Origin of the sequence: Coprococcus sp. AF38-1 (genome assembly GCF_003603945.1) — a bacterium.
Lineage (GTDB): Bacteria > Bacillota > Clostridia > Lachnospirales > Lachnospiraceae > Coprococcus > Coprococcus aceti.
Window position 1 is genome coordinate 487,131 of the sequence record NZ_QVGO01000001.1, and the last position, 16,398, is coordinate 503,528.

General features: G+C 45.1%; 15 protein-coding genes and 2 tRNA genes. All 17 read left to right on the plus strand.

Features of this window, described 5'->3' with window-relative positions:
* Positions 1 to 55: 55 nt before the first annotated feature.
* The 17 genes from pyk to DW025_RS02570 all read left to right on the plus strand — a co-directional run bounded on the left by pyk (position 56) and on the right by DW025_RS02570 (position 16,317).
* Positions 56 to 1,801, plus strand: coding sequence for a pyruvate kinase (gene pyk / locus DW025_RS02490; RefSeq protein WP_118758110.1), 1,746 nt, complete (start codon positions 56 to 58; stop codon positions 1,799 to 1,801).
* Between the two features lie 154 nt (positions 1,802 to 1,955).
* Positions 1,956 to 3,317: a C40 family peptidase gene (locus DW025_RS02495; RefSeq protein WP_117874608.1), complete on the plus strand. Its 1,362-nt coding sequence runs from the start codon at positions 1,956 to 1,958 to the stop codon at positions 3,315 to 3,317.
* Positions 3,318 to 3,532: 215 nt separating this feature from the next.
* The gene (hpf, locus tag DW025_RS02500) at positions 3,533 to 4,060 is read left to right on the plus strand and encodes a ribosome hibernation-promoting factor, HPF/YfiA family (protein WP_022215810.1); all 528 of its coding nucleotides are present in this window, start codon (positions 3,533 to 3,535) and stop codon (positions 4,058 to 4,060) included.
* A 166-nt stretch (positions 4,061 to 4,226) separates the two neighbouring features.
* Positions 4,227 to 6,800, plus strand: coding sequence for a preprotein translocase subunit SecA (secA, locus tag DW025_RS02505; RefSeq protein ID WP_015533855.1), 2,574 nt, complete (start codon positions 4,227 to 4,229; stop codon positions 6,798 to 6,800).
* A 23-nt stretch (positions 6,801 to 6,823) separates the two neighbouring features.
* Complete coding sequence (gene prfB / locus DW025_RS02510) at positions 6,824 to 7,936, plus strand: peptide chain release factor 2 (protein WP_117550607.1); 1,113 nt, start codon at positions 6,824 to 6,826, stop codon at positions 7,934 to 7,936.
* Between the two features lie 126 nt (positions 7,937 to 8,062).
* Complete coding sequence (locus DW025_RS02515; RefSeq protein ID WP_055273684.1) at positions 8,063 to 9,262, plus strand: homoserine dehydrogenase; 1,200 nt, start codon at positions 8,063 to 8,065, stop codon at positions 9,260 to 9,262.
* 133 nt (positions 9,263 to 9,395) lie between these two features.
* Positions 9,396 to 10,601: an aspartate kinase gene (locus DW025_RS02520; RefSeq protein ID WP_022215807.1), complete on the plus strand. Its 1,206-nt coding sequence runs from the start codon at positions 9,396 to 9,398 to the stop codon at positions 10,599 to 10,601.
* Between the two features lie 115 nt (positions 10,602 to 10,716).
* Positions 10,717 to 11,196: a deoxycytidylate deaminase gene (locus DW025_RS02525; RefSeq protein WP_015533858.1), complete on the plus strand. Its 480-nt coding sequence runs from the start codon at positions 10,717 to 10,719 to the stop codon at positions 11,194 to 11,196.
* Between the two features lie 62 nt (positions 11,197 to 11,258).
* Positions 11,259 to 11,696, plus strand: coding sequence for a tRNA (adenosine(37)-N6)-threonylcarbamoyltransferase complex ATPase subunit type 1 TsaE (gene tsaE / locus DW025_RS02530; RefSeq protein WP_055223209.1), 438 nt, complete (start codon positions 11,259 to 11,261; stop codon positions 11,694 to 11,696).
* A complete protein-coding gene (gene tsaB / locus DW025_RS02535; RefSeq protein ID WP_119998569.1) occupies positions 11,693 to 12,418 on the plus strand; it encodes a tRNA (adenosine(37)-N6)-threonylcarbamoyltransferase complex dimerization subunit type 1 TsaB in 726 nt (241 codons plus the stop codon). Before tsaE ends, tsaB begins: the two co-directional genes overlap by 4 nt.
* Positions 12,411 to 12,869, plus strand: coding sequence for a ribosomal protein S18-alanine N-acetyltransferase (gene rimI, locus DW025_RS02540; RefSeq protein ID WP_118758114.1), 459 nt, complete (start codon positions 12,411 to 12,413; stop codon positions 12,867 to 12,869). Before tsaB ends, rimI begins: the two co-directional genes overlap by 8 nt.
* 138 nt (positions 12,870 to 13,007) lie before the next feature.
* Positions 13,008 to 13,223, plus strand: a complete 216-nt coding sequence (locus DW025_RS02545) for a hypothetical protein (protein WP_119998571.1) — start codon at positions 13,008 to 13,010, stop codon at positions 13,221 to 13,223.
* 40 nt (positions 13,224 to 13,263) lie between these two features.
* Positions 13,264 to 14,178, plus strand: a complete 915-nt coding sequence (locus tag DW025_RS02550) for a ribonuclease Z (protein ID WP_015533863.1) — start codon at positions 13,264 to 13,266, stop codon at positions 14,176 to 14,178.
* 27 nt (positions 14,179 to 14,205) lie between these two features.
* Positions 14,206 to 15,228, plus strand: coding sequence for a tRNA (adenosine(37)-N6)-threonylcarbamoyltransferase complex transferase subunit TsaD (gene tsaD / locus DW025_RS02555; protein WP_022215803.1), 1,023 nt, complete (start codon positions 14,206 to 14,208; stop codon positions 15,226 to 15,228).
* A gap of 54 nt (positions 15,229 to 15,282) precedes the next feature.
* Positions 15,283 to 16,056, plus strand: coding sequence for a 2-C-methyl-D-erythritol 4-phosphate cytidylyltransferase (gene ispD / locus DW025_RS02560; protein ID WP_119998573.1), 774 nt, complete (start codon positions 15,283 to 15,285; stop codon positions 16,054 to 16,056).
* Between the two features lie 46 nt (positions 16,057 to 16,102).
* Positions 16,103 to 16,188: transfer RNA gene (locus DW025_RS02565), tRNA-Ser, on the plus strand.
* Between the two features lie 40 nt (positions 16,189 to 16,228).
* Positions 16,229 to 16,317: transfer RNA gene (locus tag DW025_RS02570), tRNA-Ser, on the plus strand.
* Positions 16,318 to 16,398: the final 81 nt, after the last annotated feature.

A 16,398-nucleotide genomic window follows, 5' to 3' on the forward strand; every position in this document is an offset into this window, starting at 1 on the left:
ATAATTATAGAACACATTCAAATACAATATATAAAACAGTAGGAGGAGTATTCATATGAATTTGAGAAAGACAAAGATAATTTGTACATTGGGACCGGCGACGGACGATGATGAGGTGCTCAGAAAGCTCATGATCGAGGGTATGGATGTTGCCAGATTCAATTTTTCTCATGGTGATCATGCCCAGCACAGGAAGAACAAGGACAGAGTGGAGAAGCTTCGTGAGGAGCTTGGACTTCCGGTTGCAACACTGCTTGATACTAAGGGCCCGGAGATAAGGGTTGGGGACTTCAAGGAGGGCAAGGTTGAACTCGTAGAAGGACAGACATTTACACTGACGACAGAGGATGTGGTGGGCGACCAGGCAAAGGTATCCATTACATACAAGAATCTTGTGAACGATGTCAAGCCGGGAGATACCATACTCATCGATGACGGCCTTATAAATATGAAGATAGAGAAGGTTACTGATAAAGATATCGTGTGCCGCGTGGAGAATGGCGGACCTGTATCAAACCACAAGGGTGTAAATGTTCCAAGAGTTAACCTCACCATGCCATACATAAGCGATGTAGACAGGGCGGATATAATCTTTGGTATTGAGAATGATTTCGATTTCATCGCTGCATCATTTGTAAGATCAGCCGACGATATACTTGAGATCAGGAAGATCCTTGACGAGTATGAGTGTGACAATATCAATATCATCGCCAAGATTGAGAATATGCAGGGCGTTGACAATATAGACGACATAATCAGAGTGTCCGATGGAATCATGGTCGCAAGAGGAGATATGGGTGTTGAGATACCTCTTGAGGATGTGCCTATCATCCAGAAGATGATCATCAAGAAGGTATACAATGCGGACAAGCAGGTCATAACAGCTACACAGATGCTTGACTCTATGATGGTACATCCAAGACCTACCAGAGCAGAGGCGACAGATGTTGCAAATGCCATATATGACGGAACAAGTGCAATCATGCTCTCAGGAGAGACCGCAGCGGGCAAGTATCCGGTTGAGGCTCTTCACACCATGAAGACCATCGCAGAGAGAGCAGAGCGAGACATAGATTACAACAAGAGATTCTTCAACAGGGATGCGGTGCAGAATCCTGATATAACGAGTGCTATATCACATGCGACATGTACAACGGCCATAGACCTTGCAGCGGCAGCCATCATCACTGTTACAAAGTCAGGAAAGACAGCGAGAATGCTCTCAAAGTACAGACCCAAATGTCCGATCATCGGATGTACCCCTGTTAAGAAGGTTGCCAGACAGATCAATCTTTCATGGGGAGTTCAGCCTCTTCTTATAGGTGAGGAGAACAACACTGACGATCTCTTCGAGCATGCTGTTGATGCGGCAAAGAAGCACGGCTATGTTAAGGACGGTGAGGTGACTGTAATCACCGCTGGAGTCCCACTTGGTGTGACCGGCACGACAAACCTGATAAAGGTACACGTTGTAGGACATATCCTTGTAAAGGGCTTCTCTATAAATGAGAGATCTGCAACCGCACCGCTCTGTGTATGCGAGTCAGAGGATGAGCTCATCAAGAACTATAAGGATGGAGACATAATCGTCATAAATGAGACCAGCAACAGGATCATGGATCAGCTCAAGACTGCATCTGCGATCGTGTGTGAGAAGAACGGGGGCAATTCACATGCTGCCATAGTCGGACTCAGCCGTGACATACCTGTTATCCTGGGTGCACAGAACGCGACTAAGATCCTTAAGTCGGGCTCTATAGTTACTGTAAATGGCGAGGATGGAGTTGTAATTTCAAACTAGTACATGTAACAAATATGTAACAAAAAATAAATATAAATGTATAAAACAACGCCTCCTGTGTTGACAAATGTAATCATTATTGCTATACTACAATAGATTTGTAACAAAGATGTAATAATTGTTGCGTTAAGATCAGCACAGGAGGTTTTTTATAATGTCTAAAGCAAAGTCATTTAAGAAGACTATAGTTGTTGCTGCAGCGGCAGGAATGATGATCACCACTTCCATAGGAACGGTGAGCGCGGGACAGATATACAGCGATTCAACTGTAGGTATTTCATCTGCATTTGACAGATATGCTAACACCCTTGCGGGCAATGATAAAAACGCAGGCGATGCTGCAAAGGCGGCAACGTCCACAGATGCACAGAAGACTACAGCATCCGCAGGAAAGAATGCTGCGGAGACCAAGAAGGACAAGACAAGCGAAGAGAACAAGGTGAAATATCCTGATTTCAAGGATAAGTGTCTTGTTGCCACCGAGGATTATGTGAATATAAGATCGGGAGCCGGAACTGATTCAGATGTAGTTGGTATCATAGGGAACAATGGAATAGCAACCATAGAGAAGAAGGGCAAGGAGTGGACCAAGGTCACATCAGGTGACTGTACAGGATACATAAGGAATGACCTGCTTCTTTTTGGAGATGATGCGGGAGCCTATGCCGAGGCGAACTGTCCGAAGCAGGTAACTGTCAATACAGAGACACTCAACGTAAGAACAGAGGCTGATGTGAACTCCGACTGTATAACACAGGTTGGATCAGGCCAGAGCTTTGATGTCATATCACAGGATGACAAATGGGTGCAGATAGCACTTGACGACGAGACGAATGGTTATGTCAGCACTGAATTTGTAGATGATACATATGCATTTGCAACTGCCAAGTCCATGGAGCAGATCCAGGCAGAGCTTGATGCGAAGGCTGCGGAAGAAAAGGCGGCAGAGGAGCAGGCAAGACAGGAACAGGAGAGCGCAGACGAGGCAGAAGCTGAGGACGCATCAGATGACAGCCAGAGCACAGAGGATGATTCCTACACGCCAGATCAGCCGGATACAGATTCTGCAGATCAGTCATCGGATACATCAGACGACACATCATCTGACAGCAGCGATTCAGACGATTCACAGAACAATGTAGTGGCACCGAGCGGCCAGACAGGAATAGACCTTGCGAACTTTGCAACACAGTTTGTGGGTAATCCATATGTATATGGCGGATCGAGCCTTACGGATGGAGCTGACTGTTCAGGCTTTGTCATGGCTGTATACGCTCAGTTTGGATATTCACTTCCACACTCAGCGGGAGCACAGTCACAGTATGGAACAAGAGTAGACACTTCAAGTCTTGAGCCTGGAGACATACTTTTCTATGGAGACAGCTCTATAGAGCACTGCGCTATATATATCGGAGACGGAATGATAGTACATGCCAGCACAGAGGAGACCGGTATCAAGATATCCTCTGCATTCTACAGAGATCCGCTCTGTGCAGTCAGAATCATAGGACAGTAGACAAGCTGTATATAATAGGGTATAATGAATACATTGAAGCGCACATGGTATACATGTGCGCTTTTTGTGTAAAATGGCGAAAACATGACGGCGAAAACAAATAAAGTTGTCAATATGCACATAAAAATACGTCAAATATATTGAAAAAAAGACTCGTTGTGGTATAATAGTCATATCAATTTGGATTATATCCAAAAAAGAAGGAGTTGGGCATCATGAATTACATAATCAGCGGTAAGAACATTGAAGTTACAGAAGGACTTAGAAATGCAGTACAGGACAAGCTCTCAAAGCTTGAGAAGTACTTTGCAGCTGATACTGGCGCACAGGTCACATTCAGCGTTGAGAAAGATAGACAGAAGATAGAGGTAACGATTCCTATGAAGGGACATATTATCAGAGCCGAGCAGGTGAGCGATGACATGTATGTTTCGATCGATCTCGTTGTAGAGGTTATTGAGAGACAGGTTACCAAGCATCGTAAGAAGCTCATTGACAAGGAGCAGAATGTAGCATACCTGAACGATGCATTTGTCGACGAGGACGTTGAGGATGATGACGATATCAAGATCGTGAGAACTAAGAAGTTCGAAGTAAAACCTATGTATCCAGAGGATGCATGTATCCAGATGGATCTGCTTGGACATAATTTCTATGTATTCAGGAATGCAGAGTCAGATGAGGTCAATGTCGTATACAAGAGAAAGGGCGGCACATACGGAATCATCGAGCCTGAATATTAAGATCAGATATTGGCAAAGGCATAGTTAATATAAGTGCCGATGATAATTGAATATAGTATTTTAAAGGAGACTTTCGGTTATAGAAGGTCTCCTTTTTGCTTGATATAAATGTCATATGATGTTAGAATGTACCCTGAATAACGATAGCTAGGAGGTCAAAAACAACATGGGTTTGTTTGAGAAAATATTTGGAACGCACAGCGAGAAGGAATTGAAAAAGATCAATCCTATAGTTGATGCGATAGAGGCACTCGACGAGAAGATGCAGGCACTTTCAGATGAAGAGCTGAGGGGCAAGACACAGGAGTTTAAGGACAGACTTGCTGCCGGCGAGACGTTAGACGATATATTGGTAGAAGCATTTGCGGTTGTGAGAGAGGCTGCATACCGTGTACTTGGAATGAAGCATTACAGGGTACAGCTCATAGGAGGAATAGTTCTCCATCAGGGAAGAATCGCAGAGATGAGAACTGGAGAAGGAAAGACACTTGTATCAACACTTCCTGCTTATCTGAATGCCCTTGAAGGAAAGGGTGTCCATGTTGTAACAGTCAACGACTACCTGGCAAAGCGAGATGCTGAATGGATGGGGCAGGTGCATGAATTCCTCGGACTTAAGGTCGGAATCATACTCAACAGTTCCACAACAGATGAGAGGCGAGAGGCGTATAACTGCGATATTACATATGTTACCAACAACGAGCTCGGTTTCGATTACCTGAGAGATAACATGGTAATCTACAAGGAGAAGCTTGTTCTGAGAGATCTTCACTACTGTGTAATCGATGAGGTGGATTCAGTCCTTATCGATGAGGCACGTACTCCTCTTATCATATCCGGTCAGAGCGGCAAGTCCACAGAGCTCTACAAGATGTGTGATTACCTTGCGAGACAGATGAAGCGAGGTGAGGGTGATGGAGAGATATCCAAGATGGATATGCTCATGAAGACAGAGATAGAGGAGGATGGAGATTTCCTTGTAAATGAGAAGGACAAGTACGTCATGCTCACTGCAAATGGTGTGAAGATGGTAGAGCAGTTCTTCCATATTGACAACCTCTCAGACCCTGAGAACATGGAGATCCAGCACAATATCATCCTGGCACTCCGTGCACATAACCTCATGTTCAGAGACAGAGATTATGTGGTGAAGGATGATGAGGTACTCATCGTTGATGAGTTTACCGGACGTATCATGCCCGGACGTAGATTCTCAGATGGTCTGCATCAGGCTATAGAGGCAAAGGAGAATGTAAAGGTCAAGAGAGAGAGCAAGACTCTTGCAACGATCACATTCCAGAACTTCTTCAACATGTTTGACAAGAAGGCAGGTATGACAGGTACAGCCCAGACAGAGGAAGAGGAGTTCAGAGAGATCTATGGAATGGACGTTGTTGTCATTCCTACGAACAGACCTATACAGAGAATAGATCAGCCGGATTCTATATTTAAGACTAAGAAAGAAAAGCTCAATGCGATCGTTGAGCAGATTAATATAAGTTACAGAAAGGGACAGCCGGTGCTTGTCGGTACGATCAATATCGACGCATCAGAGGAACTCAGTCATATGCTGTCCAAGAGAAAGATACCTCACAAGGTGCTCAATGCCAAGTTCCACGAGCTTGAGGCTGAGATAGTTGCAGACGCTGGACAGAAGAATGCGGTAACCATCGCGACTAACATGGCAGGACGTGGTACTGATATCAAGCTCGGCGAGGGTGTTGCAGAGCTCGGAGGACTCAGGATCATCGGTACAGAGAGACACGAGAGCAGACGTATCGATAATCAGCTCCGTGGACGTTCAGGACGACAGGGAGATCCGGGAGAGTCAAAGTTCTATCTGTCACTGGAAGATGATCTGATGAGACTTTTCGGATCAGAGAGAGTTATGTCAGTGTACGATACCCTTAAGATACCTGAGGGCGAGGAGATAGAGCATAAGACTATTTCCAACTTCGTAGAGAAGGCACAGAAGAAGATCGAGGGTAACAACTTTGCCATAAGAAAGAATCTTCTTGAGTATGACCGTGTTAACAACGAGCAGAGAGAGATCATTTACAAGGAGCGTAGACGAGTTCTTGACGGCGAGAACATGCACGAGGTTATCCTTAAGATGATAAAGGATGATATAAATGCAGCAGTAGATCAGGTATGCTCATCAGAGACAGCACCTGAGGATTGGAATCAGGTAGAGCTGGATGACATGATAAGGGGCATAGTTCCATTTGCTGAGCCGGTTACACTTACCGAAGAGGAGATCAAAAAGGCAGATATCAGCGAGCTGAAGGACAGACTGTACAATGAAGCTCTTGAGCTCTATGCTGCCAAGGAGGAAGAGATCGGTGATCCTGATCAGATGAGAGAGATCGAGCGAGTTATACTCCTCAAGACTATAGATAGAAAGTGGACAGATCATATCGACGACATGGATAATCTGAGACAGGGAATCGGACTTAGATCACTTGGCCAGAGAGATCCTGTTGTAGAATACAAATTCGCAGGATATGACATGTTCAATGACATGACAGCAGCGATCCGTGAGGATACTGTAAAGCTTCTTCTCAGAATAAAGGTTGAGCAGAAGATTGAGCGTGAAGAGGTGAATAAGGTTACAGGAACCAATAAGGATGACACAGTGTCAAGGGGACCTGTAAAGAAAGCCAAGAAGATAGGCAGAAATGATCTCTGTCCATGCGGAAGCGGTCTGAAGTATAAGAACTGCTGCGGTAAGAACGCATAAATACGTGATACAGGAGAAACCAAGTGATAGAATTGGATGAGTTCAGGGCGACGATGGCCTCCTATAGGGATCCCTTGGGGGAGGTCAAGTCATCCCTTGACATTGAAAACAAGACAGACAGAATAGCAAAGCTTAATTATGAGATGGAACAGCCGGATTTCTGGGATGATATCGACAGATCCCGTGAGGTATCGAAGGAACTGAAGGGACTTCAGGATCTGGTTGACAACTATAAGAAGCTTGAGAATGACTATGTGGATATAGATACACTGATCCTGATGGCGGAGGAGGAGAATGATCCGAGTCTTGTGCCTGAGATAGGGGAGCAGATAGATATATTTACGAAGGAATTTGAGGAGTATAGGATAAATCTTCTCTTCACTGACGAGTTTGATGACTGTAATGCGGTACTCACACTCCATTCAGGAGAGGGCGGAACGGAGTCCTGCGACTGGGCGAGTATGTTGTACAGAATGTATACCAGATGGGCAGAAAAGCACGGCATGAGTGTTGAGGTGCTCGATTTCCTTGAGGGCGATGAGGCTGGTATAAAGTCTGTGACCATTCAGATAAATGGGCAGCATGCGTACGGATATCTCAAGTCAGAGAAGGGAGTGCACAGACTGGTAAGAATATCACCATTCAATTCGGCCGGCAAGAGAATGACTTCGTTTGCATCCTGTGATGTCATACCGGATATAGAGCAGGATTTGGAGATAGAGATCAGGGATGAAGATATAAGGGTAGATACCTACAGATCGAGTGGTGCAGGTGGCCAGCATATCAATAAGACATCATCGGCCATCAGAATCACACATTATCCTACCGGTATAGTTGTTCAGTGCCAGAATGAGAGATCACAGCTCATGAACAAGAATAAGGCTATGCAGATGCTGAAGTCCAAACTTTATCTTTTGAAGAAACAGGAGAATCTGGAGAAGATTTCGGACATCCGCGGAGAGGTAACTGACAATGGTTTTGGAAGTCAGATAAGATCGTATGTGCTCCAACCGTATACCATGGTCAAGGATAAACGTACAGCATACGAGAATTCCAATGTATCGGCGGTTCTCGATGGAGATCTTGATGGATTTATGACAGCCTATCTCAAATGGGTGAATAAGGTTGAGGTGTAGCAGCACATGAGAGTCATTTGATGATAAGAAATTAGCCTTTGACAATGACGCTTTATACTGATAAAGTAATGACGTACTAAACTTGCATTATTATGCAGAAAAAGGAGATAAGAAGGAGATAAAAACATGGTGAATATAGCAGTATTAGGTTATGGTACAGTGGGTTCAGGAGTTGTGGAAGTGATTAACACCAACCATGATATTGTTAACAAGAGAGCTGGACAGGAGATAAACGTTAAGAGAGTGCTTGATCTCAGGGAGTTTCCTGGGGATCCTGTCGAGAATATTCTCACCCATGATTTTGAAGATATACTTAACGATGATGATATAAGCGTCGTTGTGGAGGTTATGGGAGGTGTTGAGCCTGCATATACATTTGTCAAGAAGTGCCTGATTGCCGGCAAGAGTGTGGCAACCTCCAACAAGGAGCTTGTGGCCGTTCATGGACCTGAGCTTATAAAGATTGCCAGAGAGAGCAATATCAATTTCTTCTTTGAAGCATCAGCAGGCGGTGGAATTCCTGTTATAAGACCACTTAACACATCCATAACTGCGGATGATGTTACGGAGATCACAGGAATACTCAATGGTACAACGAATTACATCCTAACCAAGATGGATAAAGAGGGGGCTGACTATGCGACAGTGCTGAAGCAGGCACAGGAGCTCGGATATGCGGAGCGCAATCCTGAGGCTGATGTAGAGGGTGGCGATGCGTGTAGAAAGATAGCTATACTTACATCTCTCGTATATGGCAAGAACCTGGATTACAACAGGATACATATGGAGGGAATAACCAGGATAACAACAGATGATTTCAAGTATGCGGATAAGATGGGTTACTCTGTAAAACTTGTCGGAACAACCAGAAAAACAGACGGCAAGCTATATTCATATGTTGCCCCGGTCATGCTTCCACATGACAATCCGCTGGCAAAGATAGATGATGTATACAATGGCATACTTGTACATGGTAATGCACTTGACGACGTAATGTTCTACGGCAAGGGCGCCGGAAAGCTTCCAACAGCGTCTGCGGTTGTATCAGACGTTATTGATGCAGTGAAGAATGCGGGAAGACATGTTCCTATCATATGGGAGGACGAAGAACTTGAGATGGGTACATTTGCGGACTCAGAGAGCAGATTCTTTGTCAGAACAGATGAGAAGGATGAGGCTGCCATCAAGGCGGTATTTGGTGATGTTGAGTATGTCGATTCTGATCTCGATGAAAAGGCATTTGTTACAGCAGTGATCACAGAGGGTGAATTTGAGGCATGTTGCAATAAGATTGGTGTCAAGAGTGCTCTTAGAGTGCTGGATTAGTACAATATTATTCAATGACCTTGCAATCCTAGTCGAATTGCGGTATTTTACAAAAGGCTTATTTCTTTTTACCGGACCGCTCCGGTGAAGAGTTAAATATACAAATTTTCAAATGAGCGATCAGGAGGACAATATGTTAATAGTAAAGAAGTTTGGTGGTACTTCTGTTGGAAATACCGAAAGAATCTTTAACGTGGCCAAAAGATGTATTGAGGACTGGCAGAGGGGGAACGACGTAGTCGTAGTTCTGTCTGCGATGGGTAAATACACAGATGAGCTGATAGATATGGCTAAGCAGGTAAATGAGAATCCACCTAAGAGAGAGATGGATATGCTTTTTACAATAGGTGAACAGATGTCCGTATCGCTTATGGCTATGGCTATGAATTCTCTTAAAGTTCCTGCAATCTCTCTGAATGCATTCCAGGTGGCAATGCATACAACTTCAGTGTATGGCAATGCGCGTCTGAAGAGAATCGATGTTGAGAGAATAAGACATGAGCTGGAGCAGAGAAAGATAGTTATTGTCACAGGATTCCAGGGAATTAACAAGTATGACGATTACACAACTCTTGGTCGTGGTGGTTCAGATACAACGGCTGTTGCACTTGCAGCGGCACTTAACGCTGATGCGTGTGAGATATACACAGATGTGGATGGAGTATATACAGCAGATCCACGTAAGGTAAAGACCGCACGTAAGCTGGATACGATAACATACGATGAGATGCTTGAGCTTGCTACACTTGGAGCAGGCGTTCTGCACAACCGTTCAGTTGAGCTTGCAAAGAAGTTCGGCGTTCAGCTGGTTGTTCGTTCAAGTCTCAATTTTTCAGAGGGTACAATAGTTAAGGAGGATACTGGAATGGAGAAGATGTTAGTTAGTGGAGTTGCAGCGGATGCAGATTCAGCGAGAGTGGCAGTTGTAGGATTAGAGGACACACCGGGTGTTGCATTCAAGCTTTTCAACCTGCTTGCAAAGAATGACATCAATATAGATATGATACTGCAGTCAGTAGGAAGACATGGAACAAAGGATATTACATTCACATGTAGTGATGAGAATGCAGACAAAGCAGAGGAGATCATCAAGAACAACATAGGCAAGTTTGAGAGCATAGATGTCAACAAGAATGTTGCAAAGGTTTCTATCGTTGGTGCAGGAATGCAGTCAAATGCAGGTGTTGCAGCCAAGATGTTCGAGGCTCTTTATGATGAGAATATCAACATCAGAATGATCTCAACATCAGAGATCAGAGTTACAGTCCTCATCGACGAGCAGTATACAGAGCGCGCAATGAACGCGATCCATGACAAGTTCGCACTCGGCGATCGTTAATTCTAACAGAATCATATGAAGTTCTGTTCTGCAGGACCTTACAATATACGCCGGGGGAAACTCCGGCTTATATTATCATAAGGGGGATATAAAAGAAGTTGAAAGGAGTCAGGGTATGAAGAGAACAGATTACATATCGTGGGATCAGTATTTTATGGGCATTGCGATGATGTCGGCAGAGAGAAGCAAAGACCCGTCAACGCAGGTTGGCGCGTGTATAGTGGACAAGAACAACAGAATTCTGTCCATGGGATATAATGGTATGCCGGCAGGATGCGACGATGACACAATGCCGTGGGGAAAGTCTGGAGCCCCGCTTGACAACAAATATTTCTATGTATGCCACGCGGAGCTGAACTCTATTCTTAATTACAGAGGCGGCAATCTCAAGGATGCGATCATATATTCTACTCTGTTCCCGTGCAATGAATGTGCCAAAGCTATTATTCAGTGCGGTATAAAGGAAGTAGTGTATATGTCAGACAAGTATGCGATGACAGAGAGCACCATAGCCTCCAAGAAAATGTTTGACATGGCTGGTGTTGCATACAGACCATTTGAAGCAAAAGGCAGGAAGATCACGCTCAATCTTTAGAGTTAACAGAATAGTTCCGGAATACCGGAGAGAACACATATGTATGACAGACAGGAGAGAATATGGTCATAGAGAGTAATAGCAAGGAAGAAACCTACAATGCAGGAGTGCAGCTTGGACAGAATGCAGCTCCTGGCCAGGTGTACTGTATATATGGAGATCTGGGAGTTGGCAAGACGATAATATCCCAGGGGGTGGCAGCTGGACTTGGAATCACTGAAGTGGTGAACAGCCCTACTTTCACTATTGTGAAGGAGTATGACGAGGGCAGATTGCCTCTGTATCATTTTGACGTGTACAGGATCGGCGATGTGGACGAGATGGATGAGATAGGCTACAATGAGATGGTGTATGGAGATGGAGTATGTCTTATAGAGTGGGCTAACCTCATTGAGGAGATATTACCTGGCACATACACCAGAATCGATATAGAGAAGGACCTTTCAAAGGGCCTTGATTACAGGCGTATTACGATAGAAGAGAGGCATGATCAGATATGAAGATCTTAGCATTTGACAGCTCAGGACTTGTGGCGAGCGTTGCCATAGTCGAGAACAATAATTTGATAGCTGAATATACAACCAACTACAAGAAGACACATTCCCAGACACTGCTTCCTATGCTGGAAGAGATCGTGAAGATGACAGAGACGGACAAAGAGAGCTTTGATGCGTTGGCTGTTGCTGCAGGACCGGGATCATTTACAGGACTCAGGATAGGCTCAGCGACGGTCAAGGGACTTGCACTTGCATGGAATATACCGGTTATTGCGGTGCCGACACTTGAGGGGCTTGCATACAATGTGTGGGGAACTGACAGACTTATCTGCCCTATCATGGACGCGAGAAGAAAACAGGTGTATACGGGACTTTACAGTTTTAACAGTGATGACAGGCTTGAGACGATAATGAATCAGACTCCTATGGATATTGCCGACCTTATAGACCAGCTCAATGAGAGAGGGGAAAAGGTTATATTTGTGGGAGATGGAATAGATGTGTATGCTGATGTTTTGAAAGAGAAGATGACGGCAGACTATGCGTTTGCTCCGGCACACATGAATAAGCAGAGAGCTGGCTCGGTGGCAGCCGCAGCCCAGGTGAGATATGCAGCCGGACAGTATGAGGAGGGGGATACATTTGCTCCTGAATATCTCAGACAGTCACAGGCAGAGCGGGAGAGAGCTGAAAAGGCAAAACTGGAGAATGATGGACATGAATAGTTGCTTTTTTCATGTACGCCCGAGACTGGCAGATATGAAAGACCTGGCCGGGATAGCTGCACTTGAGATGGCGGTGTTTTCGCATCCGTGGAATGAGGAGATGGTGTCCTCATCTATACAGGGGACATACGATCATGTCAAGATCCTTGAGACTTCTGAAGGAGAAATCGCCGGCTATATCATATATTCGGCGGTGTGTGACAGTGCAGATCTGCTCAGGGTAGCAGTGAATGCCGGATCAAGACGTCGTGGCATCGGCTGTAAGCTGATGGAAGCCATGATCGATGACTGCAAGGACAGGAATGTGCAGAGCATATTTCTGGAAGTCAGGGAATCCAACGCTGCTGCGATAGCTATGTATGAGCAGTTTGGATTTATAAAAATTTCTACAAGAAAAAAATACTACGACTCACCGGTGGAGGATGGTCTGGTTATGCAAAAACAGTTGTAGTAATAGATATATGCAGAATATACAGTGCGTGGAGACCACATTTGCACGGCTGGAAAACATTGTCGGTATATTCTGTGAAGGATCTGGCTTATAATCAGACTCATAACAAGGCTGCATGCAGTCGGACAGGAGATAAATATGAGTGAGATCAGATGTAATAGGTGTGGAAGGATAATTGTATTTGGAGATATGCATAACAAGGAGGATTACGTCCTTATTCAGAAGGAGTGGGGGTATTTCTCACACAAGGATGGCAGAAAATACACACTCAGGATGTGTGAGGACTGTTACGACAGACTTGTAAATGAATGTGTCATACCTCCAGAAATAGATGATGTGACAGAGTATGCATAGAGTATGAATATAGACTCTGTCTTAGAAATGGAGATAGAAGATGATAGACGTATGTCTTTTGGGGACCGGAGGGATGATGCCGCTGCCATACAGGGCACTTACATCTCTCGTGGTCAGATATAATGGACATGAGATGCTGATAGACTGCGGGGAGGGAACCCAGACCTCTATGCGTCAGCAGGGCATGATAGGCTTTAAGCAGATAGATGTGATCTGCTTCACACATTTTCATGCAGATCATATAAGCGGATTGCCGGGGCTGCTGCTCACGATAGGCAATGCCGAGAGAACGGAGCCACTTCTTATGGTTGGCCCAAAGAGACTTGAGAAGGTAGTCAATTCCCTCAGGGTTATAGCACCTGAGCTTCCGTTTGAGATCAGGTTCCAGGAGCTCTCGGAGGCTGAGGAGAGCTTTATGTGGGAGGATCTCAGGGTGGATGCATTCAGGGTGAATCACAATGTGACATGTTATGGATATTCCCTTTCACTTCCAAGAACAGGAAAATTCAGCGTGGACAGAGCTAGAGAGAACGAGATTCCGATGAAATACTGGAATGGCCTGCAGAAGGGCAACACATACGAGGAGGATGGACACATATATACTCCTGATATGGTGCTTGGTCCTGACCGCAAGGGCCTGAAGCTCACATACTGCACAGATACCAGACCGACCCCCCTTATAGAGAAGTATGCAGCCGGATCAGATTTGTTCATATGCGAGGGCATGTACGGCGAAAAGGAGAAAGAGATAAAAGCCATAGAGCATAAGCATATGATGATGCAGGAGGCTGCGGCCATAGCGGCAAAGGCAGATGTGGGGGAGATGTGGCTTACACATTACAGTCCGTCGATGGCAAAACCGGCGGTGTTTATGGATGAGATAAGAGAGATATTCCCGAGAACTATTGCAGCAAAGGATAGGACGACAACAACGCTCAAGTTTTCGGAGGAGTAGAATAGATCGACAAAGGTGAGATGAATTATGGAGAAAGATGTAAAGATACTGGCTATAGAATCCTCATGTGATGAGACATCCGCAGCGGTTGTTGTGAATGGAAGAAACGTACTGTCAAATATAATATATTCACAGATAGATATCCATACACTTTATGGAGGCGTTGTGCCGGAGATAGCTTCGCGAAAGCACATAGAGAAGATTACACAGGTCATAAGACAGGCGCTCAAAGAGGCAGAGTGCACACTGGATGACATAGATGCGGTTGCAGTCACATATGGACCGGGGCTTGTTGGCGCTCTTCTCGTTGGTGTGGGAGCAGCCAAGGCCATAGCATTTGCAAAAGATATACCACTTGTTGGTGTGCATCATATAGAAGGTCATATAGCAGCGAATTATATAGAGAACAAGGAGCTTGAGCCTCCGTTCATGTGCCTTGTTGTGTCAGGAGGTCACACACATCTTGTAAAGGTAGTCGATTACGGCAAGTTTGAGATACTGGGAATAACCAGGGATGATGCGGCAGGAGAGGCATTTGACAAGGTAGCAAGGGCTATAGGACTGGGTTACCCGGGAGGACCGAAGATAGATCGTAAGGCGAAGGAGGGCAATCCTGACGCTATAGAATTTCCAAGGGCAAAGGTGGCAGAATCAGCCTATGACTTCAGCTTCAGTGGCCTGAAGTCCGCAGTGCTCAACTATATCAATCAGGCTCATATGAGAGACGAGCAGATCAATGAGGCCGATGTGGCAGCATCGTTCCAGAAAGCAGTAACGGAAGTGCTCACAGAGCATGCGGTTGCTGCGGCAAAGGAATACCATATGGATAAGATAGCCATAGCTGGCGGAGTTGCGTCCAATTCTGCTCTCAGAGCCAGCATGAAGGCGGCCTGTGAGAAGGCTGGGCTTACATTGTATCATCCATCGCCGATACTGTGCACGGACAATGCGGCCATGATAGGTGCGGCGGGATACTACGAATACATAAATGGAACAAGACATGGATGGGATCTGAATGCCATACCAAACCTCAAGCTGGGTGAGAGATAACCAGCCTGGTCAAGTGTGTGATGGTGTCAGACTACTACTAGGGAGAAGATGAACATGGGCGATGCGGATAATGCTGATTACAAGGAATCAAATATAGAAATCTTTGATACAGTGGATGAAGTAAAGGTCACGGCAATAGTCCTTGCAGCCGGAAAGGGCAGCAGGATGCACAGCGATATACCTAAGCAGTTTATGACGCTGGGGGATTATCCCGTACTGTATTATTCGCTCAAGGCCTTTCAGGACAGTCCGATTGATGACATAATCCTTGTCACAGGTGAGGATTATGTAGAATATTGCAGAAATGACATAGTAGACAGGTACAACATCACCAAAGTCAGGAAGATCGTGACCGGTGGGGCAGAGCGCTATGACTCCGTACATAATGGACTTATTGCGGCGGATGGTGCGAAGTATGTACTCATCCATGATGGTGCGAGACCATGCATAACCCAGAAAATCATCACAGATTCCATAGATGCAGTAAAGATATATTCTGCGTGTACAGTAGGTGTACCCGTGAAGGATACCATCAAGATAGTAGATGAGGATCAGATGGGAGTGGATACTCCTGATAGATCCAGGCTGTGGCAGGTTCAGACTCCACAGAGTTTTAACAGGGAACTTCTGCTTACCTGTTATGATGGACTGGCGCATGACAAATGTCAGGTTATAACGGATGACACAATGATAGTGGAGCGTTATAGCAGCGTCAGAACGAAGGTGATAATGGGGGCGTATGAGAACCTGAAAATCACCACTCCTGAGGATTTAAAAATTGCTTCGAATTTTTTGAAAAAAGATGTTGACACAAAGATGGTAAAGTGATAATATGTACAAGTCGCCGGTTGATGGCGACGAACAAAAACAACTTGGAGAGATATCGAAGCGGTCATAACGAGGCGGTCTTGAAAACCGTTTGTCCGAAAGGGCGCGAGGGTTCGAATCCCTCTCTCTCCGCTGGCTTTCATACATAATGAAAGTTCAAGCGCTTGATACTGGAGAAGTACCCAAGCGGTTGAAGGGGCTCCCCTGGAAAGGGAGTAGGCCGTTAATAGCGGCGCGAGGGTTCAAATCCCTCCTTCTCCGTTAGACATACTTAGTATCAGAGCTTTATAAGAACCTTGAAAAATTAACAACATGACAACCCTGAAATTCCAAACAAGAATT